Consider the following 20,781-nt stretch of genomic DNA (forward strand, 5'->3'; position numbering starts at 1 on the left):
CGCAGACAAGACGCGTATCCCCACAAGGAGGAAATGATGAAGCATCTCTGTGTCATGGCCGGCGTCGCCGCCGCGTCCTTCGCGGCGATGGCCGCCCCGGCTGTCGCCTGGCAGCCGACCAAGCCGATCGAGTTCGTCGTCACCTCGGGTCCCGGCGGCGGCACCGACAACTTCGCCCGCATCGTCCAGTCCATCATCGCCAAGCACAAGTTGGTCGATCAGTCGATCGTCGTGCTGAACAAGGGCGGCGGCAGCGGCGCCGAGGGCTACATCTACGGCAAGGCCGGCAAGGGCGACCCCCACCGCGTCGTCTTCGGCACCAACAACGCCTATCTGCTGCCCTACGTCGCCAAGCTCGGCTACAAGGTCTCGGACCTGACGCCGGTTGCCGGCCTCGCGCTCGATGAGTTCCTGATCTGGGTCAACGGCAACTCGCCCTATAACGACGCCAAGGCCTATATCGACGCGGTCAAGGCCAAGCCGGGCGGCTTCAAGATGGCCGGCAGCCAGTCCAAGGACACCGACCAGACCCTGACGGCGATGATCCAGGAGGCCACCGGCGCCCGCTGGATCTACGTGCCCTTCCAGGGCGGCGGCGCCGCGGCGGTGCAGCTCGCCGGCGGCCATGTCGACTCCAACACCAACAACCCCAACGAGAATGTCGGCCAGTGGAAGGCCGGCCAGGTGAAGCCGCTCTGCGTGTTCTCGCCGGTGCGCCTCGCCAAGAGCGAGCCGATCCATGACGGCAAGGGCTGGGGCGACATCCCGACCTGCAAGGAAGCCGGCCTGCCGCTGGAGTCCTTCCAGATGCCGCGCACCGTCTGGATGCCGGCCGACGTGCCGGCCGACGCGGTCGCCTTCTACGCCGACGTGATGGAGAAGGTCTCCAAGACGCCGGAATGGGCCGAGTTCATCGCCCGCACCGCGCAGACCGCCCGCTTCATGAAGGGCAAGGAGTTCACCGACTTCGTCGCCAAGGACGAGGCGGCCAACGCCAAGGTCTTCAAGGCCGAGGGCTGGGCGGTCAACTGACCGCGGCCTCGCGGATGATCATCATCCCATGACATCGACCCGGGCCGATCCACGCGTCGGCCCGGGCTTCGGCACAGGCTGCGATGCCGGGTCCCGTCGCGCGCGGCGGGCCCCGGCATCGCAGCCGCAGACCGGCATCAGTGAAAGGGCGTCCTGCTCATGATCACGCGCTTCCAGGCCGAGATCGCCACCGCGATCGCCACCCTCTGCTTCGGCCTCGTCATCGTCACGGGCTCGCGCGAATTCGGCGTCGGCTGGGATTCCTCCGGCCCGCAGCCGGGCGCCTTCCCCTTCTATGTCGGCCTTCTGATCGCGCTCGCCAGCGCCGGCACCATCGTCACCACGATCGTGCGCCGCATCGGCGGCTCTGCGGCCCTGGCGGAGGGCTTCCTCGACGGGGCTCAGGCCAAGCGCGTCGCCTCCTTCTTCTTCCCCATGCTCGGCTTCGTCGTCTGGAGCGTGCTCGGCGGCATGTACACCGCGACGGTGGTCTATCTCGCCGGCGTGATGCGCTTCCAGGGCGGCTTCGGCTGGCTGCCCAGCCTCGCCACCGCCATCGGCACCGCCGCGGCGTTCTATTTCGGCCTCGAGAAGTTCGCCCAGGTCGGCCTGCTCAAGGGGCCGCTCGACATGCTCCTCGGCCTCTGATCCCAGCGAGACGGAACGGAACGTCCCATGGAAAACTTCGCCTCGCTCATGCACGGCTTCGAGGTGGCGCTGACCTGGCACCACGTCGCCCTGATGATGGCCGGTGTCCTGCTCGGCATCCTCGTCGGCGTGCTGCCCGGCCTCGGCGCCCCCAACGGCGTCTCGCTGATGCTGCCGCTGACCTTCACCATGGACCCGGTCTCGGCGATCATCCTGCTGACCTCGCTCTACTGGGGCGCGCTGTTCGGCGGCTCGACCACCTCGGTCCTCTTCAACATCCCCGGCGAGCCCTCCTCGGTCGCGACGACCTTCGACGGCCATCCGATGGCGAAGCAGGGCAGGGCGGCGGAAGCGCTGTCCTTCGCCTTCCTGTCGGCCGGCATCGGCGCCATGGCCGGCGTGATCGTCATCACGCTGCTGTCGAGCTGGGTCGCGAATTTCGCGCTGAAGTTCTCCTCGCCCGAGTATTTCGCGGTCTACTTCATGACCTTCGCCAGCTTCGTCGGGCTGGGCGGCGCCTCGCCCTTCAAGACGCTGGTCGCCATGGCCATGGGCTTCGCCTTCGCCACGATCGGCATGGACTCGGTCTCGGGCAATGTCCGCCTGACCTTCGAATACGACGTGCTTCTGGCCGGCATCTCCTTCCTGATCGCGGTTATCGGCCTGTTCGGCCTCGGCGAGCTGCTCCAGACCATGGAGGAGGGGCTGCGCTTCCAGGGCATCAAGGCGAAGGTCAGCCCGCGCGACGTGCTGGCTACCGCCGCCAAGCTGCCGCGCTACTGGTTCGCGCTGCTGCGCTCCAGCATCATCGGCATCTGGATGGGCATCACGCCCGGCGGGCCGACCGCGGCCTCCTTCATGAGCTACGCCATGGCCAAGCGCTCCTCGCGCCAGCCGGAGAAGTTCGGCAAGGGCGAGCCGGAGGGCGTGATCTCGCCGGAGACGGCCGACCACGCGGCGGGCTCGGCGGCGATGCTGCCGATGCTGGCGCTCGGCATCCCGGGCTCGGCGACGGCCGCCGTGATGATGGGCGGGCTGATGATCTGGGGCCTCAACCCCGGCCCGATGCTCTTCGTCGAGCGGCCGGACTTCGTCTGGGGCCTGATCGCCTCGATGTATCTCGGCAACGTCGTCGCGGTCGTCGTCGTGCTCGCCACGATCCCGCTCTTCGCCTCGATCCTGCGCATCCCGTTCTCGATCATCGGGCCGCTGATCGTCGTGGTCTGCTTCATCGGCGCCTATACGGTCGCCAGCAAGGAGTTCGACATCTGGGTGGCGCTGGCCTTCGGCATCGTCGGCTATGTCTTCAAGAAGCTCGACTATCCGATCGCGCCGCTGGTGCTGGCCATGGTCATCGGCGACAAGGCGGAGGATGCCTTCCGCCAGTCGATGATCTTCAGCCAGGGTTCGCTCTCGATCTTCTGGTCGAATCCGCTGGTGTCGACGCTGATGACGATCGCGCTCTCGCTGCTGCTGTTCCCGCTGTTCGGATCCGCCCGTCGCGGCGTGCGCCGGCTGGTGACGCGCCGGGCCGCCAAGGCCTGAGACGGACCCTCTTTCCCTCTCCAACGTTCCGGAGCAAGCTCATGACCCTGCCGCTGAACGGCATCATCCCGATCGTTCCGACGATCTTCCACGAGAACGGCGACCTCGATCACGAGGGCAACCGCCGCGTCATGGACCTCTCGGTCGACCAGGGCGTCGACGGCGTCTGCATCCTGGCGAACTTCTCGGAGCAGTTCCTGCTGACCGACGAGGAGCGCGACCAGGTCATGCGCCTGTCGATCGAGCAGATCGCCGGCCGCGTCGCGACGGTGGTCACCACCTCGCACTTCTCGACCCGCATCGCGGCGCAGCGCGCCAAGGCCGCGGCCGAGGCCGGCGCCGACGCGCTGATGATGATGCCGCCCTATCACGGCGCGCTGCTCAAGGCCGACGAGCAGGGCATGATCGAGCATTTCGAGACCGTGGCCGAGGCCTGCGGCATCCCGATCATCCTGCAGGACGCCCCGCTCTCCGGCGTCACCATGACCGTCGATTTCATGCTGCGCCTCAACAAGCGCGTGCCGCTGGTCAACTGCTTCAAGATCGAGGTGCCAGGCACCGCCAACAAGCTGCGCGCGCTGGTCGAGGCCGGCGGCGCGGCGATCAAGGGCCCGTTCGACGGCGAGGAAGCCATCACCCTGATGGCCGATCTCGACGGCGGCGCGACCGGCACCATGACCAGCGCGATGATCCCCGACCTGATCAAGCCGATCCTGCATGCGCATGCGGCCGGCGACCGCAAGACGGCGGCCGAGCTCTATGCGCGCGTCCTGCCGATCATCAACTACGAGAACCGCCAGTGCGGCTTGCGCGCCGCCAAGGCGTTGATGCTGGAAGGCGGCGTGATCAAGTCCGACGCCGTCCGCCATCCGCTGACCCCGCTGCATCCGAAGACCCGCGAGGGGCTGCTGGAGCTGGCGCGCGAGCTGAACCCGCTCTCGATCCGCTGGGGCAAGTAAGCTCAGGCCCGCGGGCTTCTCCCGCCGCGCTGCTCGTGACGGCGCGGCGGGCTCTCCTCGAAAGGCACCCGCATCGCGCGGGTGCCTTTCGCATTTCCGGAGAGGCTCAGCCCTTGCTCCACACCGCCAGCTCGTAGCCGTCCGGGTCGGTGAAGTGGAAGCGGCGCCCGCCGGGGAAGTCGAAGACCGGCTTCACGATCCGGCCGCCGGCCGCCTCGATCGCGGCCTGCACGGCGGCGAGGTCGTCGGCATAGAGGATGACCAGCGGTCCGCCCGGCATCGGCGTGCCGATATCGGTGAAGCCGCCTTCGAGCCGGCCATCGGCGAAGGCGCAGTAGTTCGGGCCGTAATCCGTCATCGTCCAGCCGAAGGCCTGCGCGTAGAAGCTGCGCGCCCGGGCGATGTCGGTGACGACGAACTCGACATAGTCGATGCGGCGGTCATGGGGCGAGGTCGGCATGGCGCAGTCCTGTAAGTGTGTCGGCGGATTGAAGCGGACGCCTTGCCGGCGCGGGGCGACGGGCGGTGTCAGCAGTGCGCCGGGTTTGCGCCGGCACGCCGATATTGTAGCCAGAGAGCGACAGGCCGCGAAGGCCGCTTCGTGCAGGATTGTCGGCAAGGCTGCCGGCTGAGATCACAGGGAACAGCAGATCATGAGCGAGACGACCGTTTCTCCCGCCGAGGCCCTGATCGCCGCCCGGCGCGGCCCGTCCCTCGCGGAGATCGCCACCCTGCCGGTCCCGGCCGACATCGATGCCGGCTTCGCCGCCCAGGCCGCCGTCAGCCGCGCGCTCGGCTACCGCAATGCCGGCTGGAAGGTCGCGATCGCCGAGGGCGGCCGCCCGGTGGCCGGCCTGATGCCCGGCCCCTGGCTCGAGCCCGGCATGACCTATCGCGGCGTGCATGGCGCCGAGCTGCGCGTCGAGATCGAGCTGGCCATCCGTCTCGGCCGCGACATGCCGCTGCGCCCGGGCCGTCCCTACAGCCGCGAGGAGCTGCTCGACCATTGCGACGCCGCCTTCGTCGGCATCGAGATCGTCGAGAGCCGCATCGACGATTGGACCCATGTGCCGTTCCCGCTCTGGATCGCCGATTCGCTCGGCCATGGCGGCTACATCCTCGGGCCGCAGGTGCCGTTCGCGATCTTCGACGACATCCCGGCGCTGACCTGCACGGTCGAGCTCGACGGTGACGTGCTCTACGAGCGCCAGGCAGTCCATGCCAATGGCGACCCGCTGGTGCCGGTGCTCGCCTGGGCGAACCGCGCGGAGGAGGGGCCCCTCGGCGGGCTCGAGGCCGGGCAGATCATCACCACCGGCAGCCTGTGCGGCGGCGTGCTCGCGCCGACGGTCGGCCCCGTCGTCACCCGCCTCGACCCCGTCACCGCGATTTCCTTCGCGCTCGCCGAGCAGGCCGACTGAGCGATTCGGCCATCCCGGCGGCCGCGTCGGGATGGCCAACTTTTCGTTCAGATTTACGGTTGATGGTGCGTTGAGGACGCCCGTCGGATTGCGGGCAACTGGCGGCGAGGTCACAAATTGACCGCATTCGCTGCGTCACAGGTTGAGTTGCGTTGGAGGCGAGATGCGGTCATGGCGGAGGCGGGGGATCGGTTTGGCGGGCGGTGGCGCCTGCGCGGTCGCGGCCTTCATCGGCGCTGACATCCCTTCCGCACGCGCCTTCGATCTCTCCTCGCTCGACGTCTTCGGCCTGTTCGGCTCGAAGGAAAAGCCGCCGGCCGTCAGCGCGACGACCGTCCCCTACGAATTGCGTTTCGAGATCACCGGCGTCGAGAGCGAGAGCGCGCTGAAGCGCAGCCTTGAGGACGCCTCGCTGCTCTATCGCCTGCGCCAGGACGCGCCGCCCGACGGCGAGACGCTGGCGCGCCGCGCCGCAGCCGACATCAACCCGCTGATCGACGCGCTCTGGGCGCAGGGCTATTTCAACGCCCAGGTCTCGATCGCGCTCGACGGCGTCGCGGTGACGCGCGCCGGCGAGACGCCGCACGCCTTCGCCGCGGCGGCCGAGCGTTATCGCAACCGCGCCGCCGCGCCGCTGGTCGTCACCGTCGAGGCCGGCCCGCTCTTCAAGCTGCGCAATGTCGACATCGTCGAATCCGGCCGCCGCGATCCGACGGCGCAGATCGCCGATCCCGGCAAGGTCTCGGGCCTGGTCTCCGGTGATCCGGCGCTGTCGAGCTCGATCCGCGCCGCCCAGGCCGCGCTCGTCGACTACTGGCGCGAGCGCTCGCGTCCGCTGGCCCGCGTCGTCGAGGTCCGCCCGGTGGTCGATCACGCGGCGCGGACCATGGACGTGGCGCTCGTGATCGATCCCGGCCCGGTCGCCGGCTTCGGCGACGTCTCGGTGACCGAGCATGGCGACATCCCGCCCGAGGTCATCCGCTCCTTCATCTATCTGGAGCCAGGCGATCCGTATTCGCCCAAGGCGCTGGCCGATACGCGCAAGTCGATCGCGCAGATCCCGGCGGTTGGCTCGGTGCGGCTGCGCGAGGGCACCAGCCTCGACGGCGCCGGCAACCTGCCGCTCTTCGTCGAGGTGAACGAGCGCCCCAAGCGCCTGATTGGTTTCTCGGCCCGCTATTCGACCATCGACGGCCCGGCGGTGAAGACCTATTGGGAGCACCGCAACCTGTTCGGCGGTGCCGAGCGGTTGCGGCTGGAAGGCGACATCTTCTTCGCCCCGCGCATCGACGGCACCAAGATCCAGCGCTTCGGCGACTTCCTGCCGAGCGATCTCGGCGGGCGCTTCTCCGCGAGCTTCATGAAGCCGGCGCTGGGCGGCAGCCGCAACGACCTGCTGGTCGACGTGGTCGGCACGCGCGAGCGCATCGGTACCAATCGCTTCGGCGGCTATACCGGCCGCTACGTCACCGGTAGCGTCGGCATCCGCCATCGCTTCAGCGACGTGTTCTCGATCCAGGCAGCGCTGGAGGCCGAGCGCGGCCAGACCAGCGACGTGCTCGGCCAGGTCGATTACATGATCGCCGGCGTGCCGCTGTCGCTGCGCTACGATTCCACCGACAATGCGCTCGATCCGACCCGCGGCCTGCGTATCACCGCCTCCGTCGCGCCCTATGCCGCCTTCGGCCGCCATGATGCGCCCTTCGTGCAGAGCAAGGCCTCGATCGCCGGCTATTACGCGCTCGACGAGGACGCCCGCTACGTGCTCGCCGGCCGGGTCGGCCTCGGCTCGATCGCCGGTGCCGATCTCGACCAGGTGCCGGCGACGCGGCGCTTTTATGCCGGCGGCGGCGGCTCGGTGCGCGGCTACGCCTATCGCACGCTGTCGCCGCTCGGCCCGCTCTTCCACCTCACCGGCGGCCGCAGCCTGTTCGAGGCCTCGGTCGAGGCGCGCATCAAGATCACGCGCACCATCGGCATCGTGCCCTTCTTCGACGCCGGCATGGCCTTCGAGAGCGAGATCCCGAACTTCAAGCAGAAGCTGCAATACGCCGCCGGCCTCGGCCTGCGCTATTACACGCCGATCGGGCCGATCCGCCTCGACGTGGCTGCGCCGCTCAATCCCCGCAAGGGCGACAAGCCCGTCGCTCTCTATATCAGCGTGGGGCAGTCCTTCTGATGGCCAGGCTGCGCATCACCCGTCTCGCCGCCCTGTTCGCCGCCGTCGCGGTCGCCGGCGCGCTGGTGCTCGTCACCGCGCTCGGCGGCTTCGCCCAGAACGCCCAGAGCGAGCGCGGCGTGCTCGCCGACCTGATCTCCAAGGCGCTGTCCACCGATGGCAGCCAGGTCTCGATCGGCGCGGTCGATGGCGCGCTCTCTTCGGACGCGACGATCCGCGACATCGTGATCTCCGACCGCGACGGCCCCTGGCTGAAGCTCGACCGCGCCCGCCTGATCTGGACGCGCACCGCGCTGCTGATGCGCCGGCTTGAGGTCAACCGCCTCGAGATCGGCAAGCTCGAGATTTTGCGCCGGCCCGTGCCGAACCCGGCCGCCGCCGCGGCGCAGGCCGATGCCGGGCCGCTGCTGCCGGAACTGCCGCTCAAGGTCATCGTCGAGGCCTTCCAACTCGGCGAACTGGCGCTCGGCCCCACCGTCATTGGTGCCCCTGCGCGCATCTCGGCGGAGGGCGCCGCCCGGCTCGGCCCGCCCAATGAGGGGCTCGACCTCCGGCTCGCGGGGCGACGGCTCGACATGGGCGGCAGCCTCGACGTCGACCTGCGCTTCGTGCCGGAGAACAGCCGTCTGCGGCTCGGCCTCAAGCTCGACGAGCCGGCCGGCGGCCTGATCTCGACCATCGCCGACCTGCCGAACCGCCCGCCGGTCAAGCTCGATGTCAATGGCGACGGCCCGCTCGACGCCTTCCGCGCCACGCTGCGCTTCGACGCCGGCCCGACCATCGGCGCCGACGGCACCGCCGATCTCTCGCGCCAGGGCGCGGCGCGCCGGCTGCTACTCGCGCTCGACTCCCGCATCGCCGGCCTGATGCCGCCGCCGGCCGCCCCGGTGTTCGAGGGCTCGACCCGGCTCGACGGCACGGTGGTGTTCGGCGATGACGGCGCCGTCTCCGTCGATGGGCTGGCGCTCGTCTCGGCGCTGGCGCGCCTCGATGTCCAGGGGCGCTACGCCGCCGACAAGACGCTCGATTTCCACGTCACCGCCGGTGCCCGGCCGAATCAGCAGGGCCGCACCGTCGCGGCCGGTGCCGAGATCGAGAAGCTCGCCTTCGACGCGCGCATCCAGGGCGAGGCCGCGGCGCCGCGCGTCGACGCCCGGCTGGAGGCGGGCGGCGTGCGCGTCGCGGAAGGCAGCCTGCGCCAGCTCGGCCTCACCTTCGCCGCGACCCCACGACCGGGCGCCGACGGCGCACCGACCACCATCGTCCTGACCTCGGACGGCGAGGCCAGCGGCATCGCCCTGACGGACCCGGCGCTGGCGCGCTTCGTTGGAGACCGGCTGCGCTTCACCCTGCGCGGCACGGCCGTCGACGGGCTCGCCGATTTCGAGACACTGAAGCTCGGTTTCGCCGGCGTCGAGCTCGACTATGTCGGCGCACTCGGCAATGAGCGCGTGCAGGGCAGGGCGCGCGCGGTGCTGCCCGAGTTGGCGCGGCTCAGCGGCCTCGCCGGCCGCTCGCTCGCCGGCTCCGCCCGTGTATCGGCCGAGATCGACGGCTCGCCCAAGCGCAAGACCTATGCGGTCAAGCTTGACGGCGGCGCCGAGGCGCTGCGGCTCGGCCAAGAGGCGGTCGACCGGCTGCTCGCCGGCAAGGTCACGGTCGGCGGCGATTTGCGCCTGCCGCCCGAAGGGGGCCTCTCCGTCAGCGGCCTGCGCATCGCCGGCAGCCATGTCACCGCCAGCGCCGACGGCGCGCTCGGGCCCAAGGGCTCGAACCTGCGCGCCACTATCGCGATCCCCGATCTGCGCCGGGCCGACCCGCGCCTCTCCGGCCGCGGCGCCTTCGATGCGACGCTGACCGGCCCGCTCGACAAGCTCGACGCGGCGCTGACCGCGGCCATCACCAACGCCACCATGCTCGGCCGCCCGGTGCCGCGCCTCGCGCTAGACGCCAGCTTGCGCGACCTGCAGGGCGCGCTCGCCGGCGAGGCCCGCCTGTCCGGCGAGATCGAGGGCAAGCCGGCCACCGGCACGCTGCGCTTCGCCAAGGCGCCGGATGGCGGCTGGACCCTGCCGCAGCTCGACATGGCGGTCGGTTCGGCCAGGCTCGCCGGGGCGCTCGACCTCGATGCCGCCGGCCTCGCCGAAGGCAGGATCACGCTGGCCGCCCGCAATCTCGATGATCTCTCGGCGCTCGTCCTCGCCAAACTGGGCGGCAGCCTCGATGCGGACCTGACGCTGGCGCGCCCCGATGGCGGCCAGAATGTCGACGTGAAGGCCACGGCCCAGCGCCTTTCGGCGCCGAACCTTTCGCTCGACCGGCTCGATGCGAGCCTGTCGCTCGCCGATGTGCTGCGCAAGCCGCGCATCGACGGCGACGTGCGCGTCGACCGCGCCGTGATCGCCGGCGAGCCGGTCAGCGCGATCCGCTTGACCGCTCGCGGCGCCGCCGATGCCAGCGATCTCAAGCTCGACGCCAGCGCGCGCGGTTTTGCCCTCGCGGCCGAGGGGCGCCTTGCGGTCGCCGGCCCGCTGCGCTTCGACCTCGCCCGCTTCGAGGCGCGCCGCGACAATCGCCGCATCGCGCTCGCCAAGCCCGCGAGCTTCGTCTCGACCGAGAAGGGGCTCACGATCCGCGACCTGGCGCTGGCGGTCGACGGCGGCCGCATCACGCTGGACGGCCTCGCCGGCGAGACGCTCGACCTGACCTTCGCCGCCCGCGCCGTGCCGCTCTCCGCGGCGAAGCTCGCCGTGCCCTCGCTCGACCTGTCCGGCACGCTGGAAGCCGATGCCACCATCCGCGGCCGCGCCGACAGCCCCGCCGGCTCCTGGCGGCTGCGCGTGGCGCGGCTGGTCTCGCCGGAAACCCGCGGCGCCGGGCTGCCGCCGCTCGAGATCGCCGGTCAGGGCAAGCTGGAGGGCGGCCGCAGCACCGTCGACGCCAGCCTTAAGGCCGGCAACGCCATCAATCTGACCGCGACGGGCGCGGTGCCGCTCGGCGGCGCCGGCGCGATCGACCTCGCCATTCGCGGACAGGCCGACGCCGCGCTGGCCAATCCCAGCATCGCCGCCGACGGCCGCCGGCTCACCGGCCGCGTCGCCATTGACATGCGCGCCGCCGGCACCCTCGCCGATCCCCGCCTCTCTGGCGGCGCGACGCTCGCCAACGGCACCTTCAGCGATGCGCTCCAGGGCGTTAAGCTGAACGCCATGGAGGCGCGCATCACCGCCAACGGCACGGCGCTCGTCATCGAGCGCTTCACCGCCCGCACGCCTGGCAACGGCACGCTCTCGGCCCGCGGCAACGTCGCCGTCGATCCCGCCGCCGGCTTCCCCGGGCAGATCCGCATCGAGGGCCAGCGCGCCCAGCTGGTCGACAACGGCATCGTCACCGCGGTCGCCGATCTCGCGCTCGACATCACCGGCCCGCTGGCGCAGAGCCCGCGCGTCTCGGGGCGCGTCGGCCTCACCTCCGTCGAGGTCGCGGTGCCGGACCGTCTTCCGTCGAACCTGCGGCCGGTGGACGGCATCCGCCACGTCAACGCCAAGGGCCAGGCCGCCGCCCGTCTTGCGGCCGAAAAGCGTGCGCGCGCGCTGGCCGCGCGCAAGGGCGCGCGCACGCCGGTGTTCAATGCGCTGCTCGACATCACCGTCTCGGCGCCCGGCCGAGTCTTCATCCGCGGGCGCGGCATCGATGCCGAGCTCGGCGGCGAGCTGCGCGTCGGCGGCACCTCGGCGGCGCCCGAACTCACCGGCGGCTTCGACCTGCGCCGCGGCCGCCTCAGCGTCGCCAGCCAGCGTCTCGACTTCAGCCGCGGCCGCATCACCTTCGCGGGCGACGTCACGCCGGAGCTCGACTTCGTCGCCGAGACCCGCGCCGCCGACGTGACCGCGCGCATCATCATCTCCGGCAGCGCGGCCTCGCCGGAGTTCGCCTTCACCTCCTCGCCGGAGCTGCCGCCCGACGAGGTGCTGTCGCGCCTGCTGTTCGAGCGGGCTTCGGGCGCGCTTTCACCCTTCCAGGCGCTGCAACTCGCCCAGACGGCGGCGCAGCTCTCGGGCGCGGGCGGCGACGACGTGTTCGAGAAGATCCGCCGCCAGCTCGGCGTCGACAATCTCGACATCCAGGTCGGCCCGGGCGGCCCGACCGTCGGCGTCTCGCGCTCGCTGGCCGACGGCGTGACGCTCGGCGTCAAGGCCGGCGCCAAGCCCTCCGACAGTGGCGTCTCCGTCGGCGTCGACCTGACGCGCCGCCTCAAGCTCCAGGCCGAGACCAATGCCGACGGCAGCGCCGCGGTCGGCATCGGCGCGGAGTGGGAATACTAGCGGTATCGTGAGGAGGCGGCGGCGTGCTGCCGCCGCGCCCGCCGCTGGTCGCAAGCTGCTCATCCCCTGCGCCGGGCCGCGGTTCCTGCCTCCGCCAGTCCGCCTTCCTAGGCCGGCGATCCGACCCGGCTTCGAATCCCTCCTGACAGCCCTCACGCCAGTCATGACGACGCCTTCGCGGCGGCTTGCGTGATTCTGGCGGATTCGTCCGGGAAACCGCCGGATTCCCGCTTGCGCAAGCCTGCGAAGGGGGCCGTCGGGGCTCTGGTAGTTAACCGGGTCTTAATTTCGACGGAGAAAGCGTGGCGATGTTGCAACACCGGGGGGCAAAGCGCCCTCTGCGGGGGGCCGGTGGCGCCATGACGGTTGATCGCGGGGCGGGCTTTCGCGATGGTGATTTTGCGGCGGGACATTCCCGGTCGCTGTTTTTCGCCTACGCCTTCGAATGGTTCGGGGACGCAGGCGAAAGACCGGGATAAAGCGAATTCGCCGGACAGGTCTCCTGGGGCTGCCGGCAGTGAATAAGCCGAAGCCCGAGGGTCTCGAAACTCTTTTGGAGGTAATCAAATGAAGCTCGTCAAGAGCCTCCTCCTCGGTTCCGCCGCCGGCTTCGCCGCGGTCGCCGGGGCTCAGGCCGCTGACCTTCCCTCGCGGAAGGCCGCTCCGGTCGAGTACGTTCGTGTCTGCTCCGCCTACGGCGCTGGCTTCTTCTACATCCCGGGCACCGACACCTGCCTGCGCGTTTCGGGTCGCGTTCGCGCCGAGTACGTCGTCGGCAAGCGCTTCGGCACCGGCCAGGACGGCTACGGCACCCGCGCCCGCGGTCAGGTCAACTTCGACGCCCGCACCGCGACCGCTTACGGCACGCTGCGTACGTTCATCCGCTACCAGCTGAACAACAACGGCGGCCAGTACGCCAACTCGAACGTCAACGGGATCCTGTTCCCCGGCGCTCGTACCACCAACAGCAGCGACGCTCTGCTCGACCTGGCCTTCGTCCAGTTCGGCCCGATCACCGCTGGTCGCGCGCAGTCGTTCTTCGACTTCTACGCCAACGACTACGGCTTCAACGTCGTCCGCACCTCGGACAACCGTCTGAACCTGCTGGCCTACACCGCCACCTTCGGCTCGGGCTTCTCGCTGACCGTGTCGGCCGAGGATCGCTCTTCGGGCACCGCCAACCGTGAGGCCGGCGCTGTGACCCGCTTCGGCGCCGCCGGCGTTGCGCTGGCTGGCCAGGAGTGGCCGGATGTCGTCGCGTCGCTCCGCGTCGACCAGGGCTGGGGCTCCGCTCAGCTGTCGGGCGCCATCGCCCAGCGTAAGGTCAACATCGCCCAGAACGCCTTCCTGGCTCGCGGTGGCGACCATGTCGGCTTCGCTGTCCAGGGCGGCGTGAAGATCAACCTGCCGTTCCTCGCCGCTGGCGATGCCCTGTTCCTGCAGGCCGCCTATGCTGACGGCGCTGTCGGCTACCTCGGCTACGGCACGAACTTCGGCCTCGGCCGCTTCGGGCCTCTGGTCCTGGGCGACATCTCGGTCGATCCGGTCTCGGGCAAGGTCAGCAGCACGAAGGGCTACTCGTTCGTCGCCGCCCTGCGTCACTACTGGACCCCGCAGCTGCGTTCGGAAGTGTATGGTTCGTACTCCAAGCTCGACCTGCGCTACACCCACGCCGCCGCCTTCTACGCTGGCCCGGTCCGCTCGCTGGATCCCAAGGAGCTCCGCATCGGCGCCAACCTGATCTGGTCGCCGGTCGCCGGTCTCGACATCGGTGTCGACGTGCTCTACCAGCGCGTCGAGCTCGCCACCCGCTTCCAGACGCTCCGCAACGACGTGACCCGCACGGGCGCGTTCGCCAAGAGCCAGGACGGCTGGGTTGGTCGCCTGCGCATCCAGCGCGACTTCTGATCGATCTTCCGATCGTGATGGTGGAAGCCCCGGGGAAACCCGGGGCTTCTTTCGTTTTGGGCGGCGTCCGCCCGTGGAACGCCGGTACTCCATCTGGCGGTTTTGCCGCCGCCATCGGCGATTGCCGTGAATCGCGCTGCCGATTGCCTTGACTTGCCCGGCACATAGGGCGTGATTCTCTTGTGATTCCGGCTGCGTGCCGGGCGGGCACGGTGGCAGGCGGGGTTCGGGGCATGGCGCGGCAGGCCGGTTGGCTTTGGGGGCTCATTCCGCTGGCTGTGCTGTGGGGCGCCGCCAATCTCACCCAGGAAGAGGCGGTTCGCCGCGATGTCGAGCAGCGCGCCAGCGCCGCCGTCGCGAAGGCGGGCACCGCGCCAGGGGCGCGGCCGATCTCGATCCGCGTCGGCGGTCGTGACGTGCTCGTCGATGGAGAAGCGCTGAGCGAGGACGGCGCCGCCCGTGCCTTGGCCGAGCTGCGCTCCGAATTCGGGGTGCGGCGCATTCTCGGCGGCCTGAGCCAGGTCGTGGCGCAGAAGCCCTATAGCTGGGCCGCCAGCCGCGAAGCGGGGCGGATCGTGCTCTCCGGCTATGCGCCGGACGAAGCGTCGGCCAAGGCCAATCTGGCGGCGGCGCGTGCGCTCGGCGACGGGCTGCGCGTCGAGGATCAGCAGACCATCGCGTTCGGCGCGCCGGAGGGCTTTCCCGGGCTGGCTCTGGCGATGATCGCCGATCTCGGCCGCCTCGCCACCGGCAAGGTCGCGCTCGACGACAACCGCTTCTGCGTCGAGGGCACGGCGTCGAGCCCGCAGGACTATCTCGCTTTGCGCGCTGCCGCGGCGGCTCCAGCCCCGAAAGGATTTTCGCGCGTCGACTGCACGCTGCAACCGCCGCTCGTCGCGCCCTATCTCTGGTCGGCGGAGAAGAATGCGGCCGGCGCCGTCTCGGTCACAGGCTCCTATCCGACGCAGGAGATCGGCCGGCAGATCGCCGCGCTGCTGGAACGCACTGTCGGCGGCAAGGCGACGATCAGCGATCGCAGCCTGCCGGGGCAGGGCGCGCCCGCCGGCTTCCTCGACAAGGTGACGCGCGCATTGGCCGATCTGGCCGAGCTGCGCAGTGGCAAGGTTGCGCTCAGCGGCGACGACTACACGGTGAGCGGCGAGGGCCCGGCCGGCCACGAGGCCTGCGAGGCGTTGCGCAAGCGCCTGCCGGCGGCCTCGGCCGGCGCGATCGCCTGTCCGCCGCCGCCACCGCCGGCCCCGATCATCGCCATGCCTCCCATTCCTGAGGCGCCGCCGCTCGATCTCTCTGTCGAGCGGCCGGTTGCGCCCGCACCACAGCCACCTGCGCCGGCGCCGCAGGCTGCGCCGTCGGCGGCTCCTGCGCCGCAGCGCGCGCTGAGCTGGCGCGCAGAGAAGACCGATGCCGGGCTGGTGCTCTCCGGCCTGGTCCCGAGCACCGAGGCACGGGCTGCCCTGCTGGCGAAGGCCGGTCAGGCCATGCCCGGCGTGCCCGTCATCGACCGCATGGAGATTGTCGGCGCGCTGCGGCCCGGCCCGGATTTCGCGGCCGCGACCGCCTATGCGCTCGATCTGCTGGCGCGGGCCGGTGCAGGCAGCGTCGCGATCGAGGGCGGGGCGCTGCGCATCGGCGCGACCGTCGCTGGGCGCGAGGCCTGGCAGGCGGTCACCGACGCGCTGAAGAGCGGCGCGCTGCCGGCCGGGCTCTCGCTCTCCGGCGCGCCGGCGATCGTGCTGAGTCCCTATGACTTCAGCGCCTCCGTCGATCGCACGGGCGCGACGCTGACCGGCTATCTTCCCGATGCCGGCGCGCGGGCCGCCATCCACGCACTGGTCGAGGGCTCGCCGCTCAGTGGGCGCCTGCGCGACGAGACGCAGATCGTGCCGGCGGCGCCGGCCGGCTTCGGCGTCGCGGCGCGCAGCGTGGTGCAGGACCTGCTCCGGCTCGACATGGGCACCGGTCATGTCGTCGACCGGCATGCCAGTGTTCAGGGGCTGACCTGCCGCGAACTGATCCGCAGCGAAGTCGAGACCAGCCTCGCCGCCGGCCTGCCCGAGGGCTTCACCGGCACCGCCAGCGTCGGCCTGCGCCAGACCGGCTGCGTGCTCGATCCGCCGAACACCTGCCAGAACGATCTCGATGCGCTGACGCAGCGCTATTACGTGATGTTCGGCCAGGGTACGGCGGTGGTGGCGCTCGATCCCATCACCGAGCGGGCGATGACGGAAGCGACCGCGATCCTGAGGCAGTGCCCCGGCGTGCGCGTCACCGTCGAGGGCCACGCCAATGACGACGGCGAGCGCGGCGGCTTCAACAATCTCGACCTGTCGCGCCGGCGGGCGCAGCGGGTGCGCGAGGAACTGGTTCGCCGCGGCATCGATCCCGAGCAGCTGACGGCCAGGGGCTATGGCGTCGACCGGCCGCTGGTGGCCCATGGCAGCGCCGAGGCGCGGGTCAAGAACCGCCGCGTCCAGTTCACCATCGCGAAATAGGGGAGATCGCCATGCTCTATCTCGCGGTTCACTTCGCCTGGTTCCTGCTCGCGGCCTTCGCCATGGGCCTCGTCTTCGGCTGGCTGAGCTGCCGCGGCGGCCTGCGCGGCCTGGCCTCGGCGCCCTCGCTCCTGCTGCTGCTGGCCTGGGCCGGCGCGGCGGCGCTGGTCTGGGGGCGCGTCGTCAACGACCGCCCGGCCTTCTGGATCGAGACCGGCCTGCTCTATCTCGGCGTCTACGTTGCCGGCTGCCTGGTCGGCGGGCTGGTCGCGGCGGCGGGCGGCCAGTCCGGGCTCGCTCCGGCGCTGGCGCTGCCGTCACCGCGGCTCGCCCTGCCCAAGCCGATGGCGGCGCTGCCGCCGCCCGGCCCCGCGACGGCGGCGGCCGCCAGCCTCGGCGAGGCCTTGCCGCCCGTCGAGGGGCAGGAGACGATCCAGGGCGTGCGCCCGGCCGGTTTCGGCGCGGCTCGCGGTGGCAAGCCCGACGATCTCGAGCTGATCAGCGGTATCGGCCCGCAGAACGCGCAGCGGCTCAATGCGCTCGGCATCTGGCATTTCAGCCAGATCGCTGCCTGGTCGCAGGAGAACATCGACTGGGTCGGCAGCTATCTCGCTTTCCCGGGGCGGATCGAGCGCGAGGACTGGGTGGCGCAGGCGCGCGAGCTGGCGAAGACCGTCCCGGCCGACGCGTCGGCGCCGGAGGCTGGCACGGCAATGACGGGCGCGGCGCTCGACGGTACGCGTCCGGCGGGCCTTCTGACCGCGCCGCGCGGCGGGCAGGGTGACGATCTCCTGCTGATCGACGGTGTCGGCCCGGGGCTGGCCGAAAAGCTCAACGCGCTCGGCATCTGGCATTTCGACCAGCTCACCGGGCTTTCGGCGGAGGAGATGCGCTTCGTCGCCCACCAGATCGGCCTGCCGGGGCGCGAGGCGCTGCTGGCGCAGTGGCGCGACGAGGCGAAGAGCCTCGCCGAAGGCGGCGAGACCGAGCATTCGCGCGCCGTGAAGGCGCGCCGCGGCAAGGACTGAGCCGGCGCGGGGCCTCAGGCGCCGCGCTTCTCCGCCTTCTCGATCAGCCGGGCGATGCGCCTGACCATCTCGCGCGTGCCGAGCAGCGGCGCGTGGCCCTGACCGGCGGCCGTCACCGTCTCGCAGTCTGGATGGCGCGCAGCCATCTCCTCCAGCGTCGCGGCGGCCATCAGGTCGGAGTTCTCGCCGCGGATCGCCAGCACCGGCACGCCGTTCAGCGCGGCGAAATAGGGCCAGAGATCCGGCAGCGGTGCCTCCAGATCGAGCGCTTCCAGCGTCTTCATCAGGCGCGGGTCGTAATCGGGCACCAGCGCGCCGTCGCGCTCGGTCCAGGTGCGCCGCGCCATGGTCTGCCATTCGGCCTCGCCAAAGGCGGTGAACTGCTGGTCGGCCAGGCGCTTCAGGATCTCCGCGCCCTCGGCGAAGCTGCGCGGCACCGGCATCTTGCCGATATAGCCGCGGATGCGCAGCAGGCCGCGCGCGTCGATCACCGGGCCGATATCGTTCATCACCACGCCGCGGATCGCCGCCGGGCGCGCCACGGCCAGCGCCATGGTGAGCAGCCCGCCGCGCGAGGTGCCGACGAAGACCGCCTGCTCGACGCCCGCGGCGGCGAGCACCTGCATCAGGTCGTCGAGCTCGATGCGGATGTCGTAGCGGCGCCAGTCTCTGTCGTAGTCGGAGCGGCCGCGCCCGCGATAATCGAGCGCGAGCACGCGGCGCGGCCGGGTCTCGTCGCCGGCCAGCGCCAGGGCGAGCTCGTGGAAGTCGGCGGCGGTGCGGGCGAGGCCGGGCAGGCAGACCACCGGCAGGCCGGCGGCGTCGAGCGGCCCGTAGTCGCGCGCATGCAGGCGCAGCCCGTCGCGGGCGCTGACGAAGAGCGAGCGGAATCCGGTGTCGGCGTCCATGGCGTCCCCTGCTGTCCTTTCCGGGGCTTGTCGCATGGGCCGGGCGCGCAGGCCAGCCGCCGGCGCGCCCGTCAGTCGCGCCGCCAGCCGCGCTTCAGGTCGGCGTCGATCAGATAGGCGGTGCGCTGGTTCAGGCGTTGGCGATAGACCTGCAGGTTCTCCATGACGCGCTGGACGTAGTTGCGCGTCTCGGTGAACGGGATGCGCTCGACCCAGTCGACGGCATCGACCTCCGGCGAGCGCGGGTCGCCATAGGCGGCGATCCAGCGGCGGACATTGCCGGAACCGGCATTGTAGGCCGCGAAGGTCAGCACATAGGAGCCGCGCCATTCGACGATCAGGTCGTTGAGATGCGCCGCGCCCATCTGGGCGGAGTAGAGCGGGTCTCGGGTCAGGCGCTCCAGCTCGAAGGGCATGCTCGCCCGCCGCGCCGTCTCGCGCGCCGTCGCCGGCATCATCTGCATCAGGCCGCGTGCCCCGGCATGCGAGACCGCGGCGGGGTCGAAGGCGCTTTCCTGCCGGGCGATGGCGTGGACGATGGCCCGCTCCATCGGGTCGCCGAGGATGGGGAAGTCGGGCACGCCGAAGGTCGGGAAGGCGGCCTCGTCGAGCGGGAAGCCGCGCTGCAGCGCCGTCTTGCCGATGGCGAGCAGGGTGCGCACGTCGCGCTGGGCGCGGGCGATCCCGGCGATCGCCTCGAGCGAGGCGGCGTCGTGCAGGCGCTGCGACAGGTCGAGCAGCATGGTCCGCGCCAGCCCCTCTTCCTCGATGGCGTAGAGCAGCCTGACCGCCTTGACGCCGGGCAGATGCGCCAGCTCGGCCGCCATGGTCCGCCGTACCGGCAGGTCGGCGAGACCGAGCCTGGCGCGGGCGAGCTGGCCGTAATAGGCGACCGGGTGCTCGCCGGCGCGGGCATAGAGGTCGCGCGCCTCGGCCTCGCGACCGAGGGCCTCGCTGGCCCGGCCCTGCCAATAGAGGGCGCGGGCGACCGAGATCGGCGTCTCGGCGATGGCGGCGGCTTCGGCGAAGTGCCTGCTGGCGCGGGTCGCGTCGTTCAGGAAGCGCAGCGCGATCCAGCCGGCGTGCCATTCGGCCTCGATGCGCTCGGCCGAGCCCTCGGCGGCATGGTCGGCGGCGATGTCATAGGCGGCGCGGGCCTGGCCCTCGTCGAGCAGGCGGCGTGCCAGCAGGCGGCGCTCGGCCCACCAGCCGTCGCCGTCGCCCAGTTCCGCGGCCGTCTCGGGAGCGGAGGCCATCGCCGCGACCGCCTCCGCCGACTTGCCCGAGCGCCGGGCCTGCTGCGCCAGCAGGAAGGCGTAGGACGGCTCGCCGCGCACGGAAGCCGGCAGGGCGTCGATCTGCTTCTGCGCGATCGGCCCGCGGGCCTTAGCGCTCGCCAGCCGCAGCCTGACCAGCGCGACATGGTCGGCCGAGACGCGCGCCGCATTGCGCAGGGCGCCGCGGCCGTCGCCGCGGAAGATGAAGCGCTCGGTGCGCAGCCTGTGGTCCGCGGCGCCGAGATCGGCGCCGAACTGCGTCAGGATGCGCTTCTCGAGTCCCTCTCCGAGCGCATCCTCGCGCCAGACGCGGCGGATCAGTGCCTGCGCCTCGGCGGTGCGTCCGTCGCCGGCGAGCACCTGCGCGAGCGCGATGCGCCCCGGCGCGCTGACCGGCTCGCGCCCGTGGAAGAAGCTGCGGATGGTCTGGGCGGAATGGCGGTCGCGCACCAAAGTGGCTTCCGCCATGCGCAGGAAAGGCAGGGTGCCGGGATAGTTCGGGTTCTGCGCCAGGAAGCGCTCGATGCGCTGCAGGCCGATCGCGCCGGCCTGGCTGCGGATCGCCAGCCATTCGAGCATGGTGCGCGCCGCTGCATCGTCGATGCTGCGGGCCAGGGCGTCGCCCTCGTCGAGCCGGCCCTTGCGATAGGCGTCGACGGCGGCCCGCAGCGTCGTTGGGTCGATTCTCTGGTCCTGGCTGGTCAGCCCGGTGAGGCCGTTGGGCGGAATCGCGCCCGTGGTCTCGACATCGGGCAGGCTCCGGCCGGCCGGCGGGGCGGCGATCTGGCTGGGCTGCACGGCGTCGTCGGCCGCGCGCGCCGCCAGCAGCGAGAGCGCGAGCAGAGCGATCGTGGAACCGGCGAGCTTTCGGCTCGGACGAGCAGCCATGGCACCATCCCGGGACAGCATCGGATGGCGGAATCGTCGGGGAATGGCCTTGACGAAGTCTTAACCATGAAGCCACGTTTTTTCATGGGTTGCCGGCTTTGCGGGCGGCCGCCCAGCCGCTATTCCTGATTGCCTGTTTTGTCGCCAGCC

General features: G+C 71.1%; 13 protein-coding genes. 10 read left to right on the plus strand and 3 right to left on the minus strand.

Annotated features, from left to right (window positions below):
• The first annotated feature begins 36 nt into the window (after positions 1 to 36).
• The 4 genes from ABE438_RS08025 (at position 37) to ABE438_RS08040 (ending at position 4,184) form a co-directional block, all read left to right on the plus strand.
• Positions 37 to 1,032 (plus strand): tripartite tricarboxylate transporter substrate binding protein, encoded by a 996-nt coding sequence (locus ABE438_RS08025; RefSeq protein ID WP_346502059.1) that lies wholly within the window; start codon positions 37 to 39, stop codon positions 1,030 to 1,032.
• Between the two features lie 159 nt (positions 1,033 to 1,191).
• Entirely contained in the window at positions 1,192 to 1,680 is a 489-nt protein-coding gene (locus ABE438_RS08030; RefSeq protein WP_346502060.1) for a tripartite tricarboxylate transporter TctB family protein, read from the plus strand.
• A 27-nt stretch (positions 1,681 to 1,707) separates the two neighbouring features.
• A complete protein-coding gene (locus tag ABE438_RS08035; RefSeq protein ID WP_346502061.1) occupies positions 1,708 to 3,225 on the plus strand; it encodes a tripartite tricarboxylate transporter permease in 1,518 nt (505 codons plus the stop codon).
• A 41-nt stretch (positions 3,226 to 3,266) separates the two neighbouring features.
• Positions 3,267 to 4,184, plus strand: coding sequence for a dihydrodipicolinate synthase family protein (locus ABE438_RS08040; RefSeq protein WP_346502062.1), 918 nt, complete (start codon positions 3,267 to 3,269; stop codon positions 4,182 to 4,184).
• Between the two features lie 106 nt (positions 4,185 to 4,290).
• Here ABE438_RS08040 and ABE438_RS08045 read toward each other — a convergent pair whose 3' ends face one another.
• On the minus strand, positions 4,291 to 4,644 hold the full coding sequence (locus tag ABE438_RS08045) for a VOC family protein (RefSeq protein ID WP_346502063.1): 354 nt from the start codon (positions 4,642 to 4,644) through the stop codon (positions 4,291 to 4,293).
• Positions 4,645 to 4,837: 193 nt separating this feature from the next.
• On the opposite strand from ABE438_RS08045, the gene ABE438_RS08050 reads away from it, so the two are divergent.
• From ABE438_RS08050 to ABE438_RS08075, 6 genes are all read left to right on the plus strand, one after another.
• Positions 4,838 to 5,605, plus strand: coding sequence for a fumarylacetoacetate hydrolase family protein (locus ABE438_RS08050; RefSeq protein ID WP_346502064.1), 768 nt, complete (start codon positions 4,838 to 4,840; stop codon positions 5,603 to 5,605).
• A 193-nt stretch (positions 5,606 to 5,798) separates the two neighbouring features.
• Positions 5,799 to 7,784: an autotransporter assembly complex protein TamA gene (locus tag ABE438_RS08055; RefSeq protein WP_346502065.1), complete on the plus strand. Its 1,986-nt coding sequence runs from the start codon at positions 5,799 to 5,801 to the stop codon at positions 7,782 to 7,784.
• The gene (locus tag ABE438_RS08060) at positions 7,784 to 12,109 is read left to right on the plus strand and encodes a translocation/assembly module TamB domain-containing protein (protein WP_346502066.1); all 4,326 of its coding nucleotides are present in this window, start codon (positions 7,784 to 7,786) and stop codon (positions 12,107 to 12,109) included. Before ABE438_RS08055 ends, ABE438_RS08060 begins: the two co-directional genes overlap by 1 nt.
• A 567-nt stretch (positions 12,110 to 12,676) precedes the next feature.
• The gene (locus ABE438_RS08065) at positions 12,677 to 14,017 is read left to right on the plus strand and encodes a porin (protein WP_346502067.1); all 1,341 of its coding nucleotides are present in this window, start codon (positions 12,677 to 12,679) and stop codon (positions 14,015 to 14,017) included.
• Between the two features lie 233 nt (positions 14,018 to 14,250).
• Positions 14,251 to 16,530: an OmpA family protein gene (locus ABE438_RS08070; RefSeq protein WP_346502068.1), complete on the plus strand. Its 2,280-nt coding sequence runs from the start codon at positions 14,251 to 14,253 to the stop codon at positions 16,528 to 16,530.
• Positions 16,531 to 16,541: 11 nt separating this feature from the next.
• A complete protein-coding gene (locus tag ABE438_RS08075) occupies positions 16,542 to 17,558 on the plus strand; it encodes a hypothetical protein (RefSeq protein ID WP_346502069.1) in 1,017 nt (338 codons plus the stop codon).
• A 14-nt stretch (positions 17,559 to 17,572) separates the two neighbouring features.
• Here the strand turns inward: ABE438_RS08075 and ABE438_RS08080 are convergent, their stop codons facing one another.
• Positions 17,573 to 18,466 carry an alpha/beta fold hydrolase gene (locus ABE438_RS08080; protein WP_346502070.1) on the minus strand — a complete coding sequence of 298 codons (894 nt, stop codon included), beginning with the start codon at positions 18,464 to 18,466 and terminating at the stop codon, positions 17,573 to 17,575.
• A gap of 71 nt (positions 18,467 to 18,537) precedes the next feature.
• Positions 18,538 to 20,631 carry a lytic transglycosylase domain-containing protein gene (locus tag ABE438_RS08085; RefSeq protein ID WP_346502071.1) on the minus strand — a complete coding sequence of 698 codons (2,094 nt, stop codon included), beginning with the start codon at positions 20,629 to 20,631 and terminating at the stop codon, positions 18,538 to 18,540.
• Between the last annotated feature and the right edge of the window lie 150 nt (positions 20,632 to 20,781).

This window comes from Allobosea sp. TWI1241 (assembly GCF_039673065.1).
Lineage (GTDB): Bacteria > Pseudomonadota > Alphaproteobacteria > Rhizobiales > Beijerinckiaceae > Allobosea.

Bases quoted from the DNA above. Each gene is read 5' to 3' on its own strand.
- ABE438_RS08025 (WP_346502059.1), top strand. From the start codon at position 37: ATGAAGCATCTCTGTGTCATGGCCGGCGTCGCCGCCGCGTCCTTCGCG.
- ABE438_RS08030 (WP_346502060.1), top strand. From the start codon at position 1,192: ATGATCACGCGCTTCCAGGCCGAGATCGCCACCGCGATCGCCACCCTC.
- ABE438_RS08035 (WP_346502061.1), top strand. From the start codon at position 1,708: ATGGAAAACTTCGCCTCGCTCATGCACGGCTTCGAGGTGGCGCTGACC.
- ABE438_RS08040 (WP_346502062.1), top strand. From the start codon at position 3,267: ATGACCCTGCCGCTGAACGGCATCATCCCGATCGTTCCGACGATCTTC.
- ABE438_RS08045 (WP_346502063.1), bottom strand. From the start codon at position 4,644: ATGCCGACCTCGCCCCATGACCGCCGCATCGACTATGTCGAGTTCGTC.
- ABE438_RS08050 (WP_346502064.1), top strand. From the start codon at position 4,838: ATGAGCGAGACGACCGTTTCTCCCGCCGAGGCCCTGATCGCCGCCCGG.
- ABE438_RS08060 (WP_346502066.1), top strand. From the start codon at position 7,784: ATGGCCAGGCTGCGCATCACCCGTCTCGCCGCCCTGTTCGCCGCCGTC.
- ABE438_RS08065 (WP_346502067.1), top strand. From the start codon at position 12,677: ATGAAGCTCGTCAAGAGCCTCCTCCTCGGTTCCGCCGCCGGCTTCGCC.
- ABE438_RS08070 (WP_346502068.1), top strand. From the start codon at position 14,251: ATGGCGCGGCAGGCCGGTTGGCTTTGGGGGCTCATTCCGCTGGCTGTG.
- ABE438_RS08075 (WP_346502069.1), top strand. From the start codon at position 16,542: ATGCTCTATCTCGCGGTTCACTTCGCCTGGTTCCTGCTCGCGGCCTTC.
- ABE438_RS08080 (WP_346502070.1), bottom strand. From the start codon at position 18,466: ATGGACGCCGACACCGGATTCCGCTCGCTCTTCGTCAGCGCCCGCGAC.
- ABE438_RS08085 (WP_346502071.1), bottom strand. From the start codon at position 20,631: ATGGCTGCTCGTCCGAGCCGAAAGCTCGCCGGTTCCACGATCGCTCTG.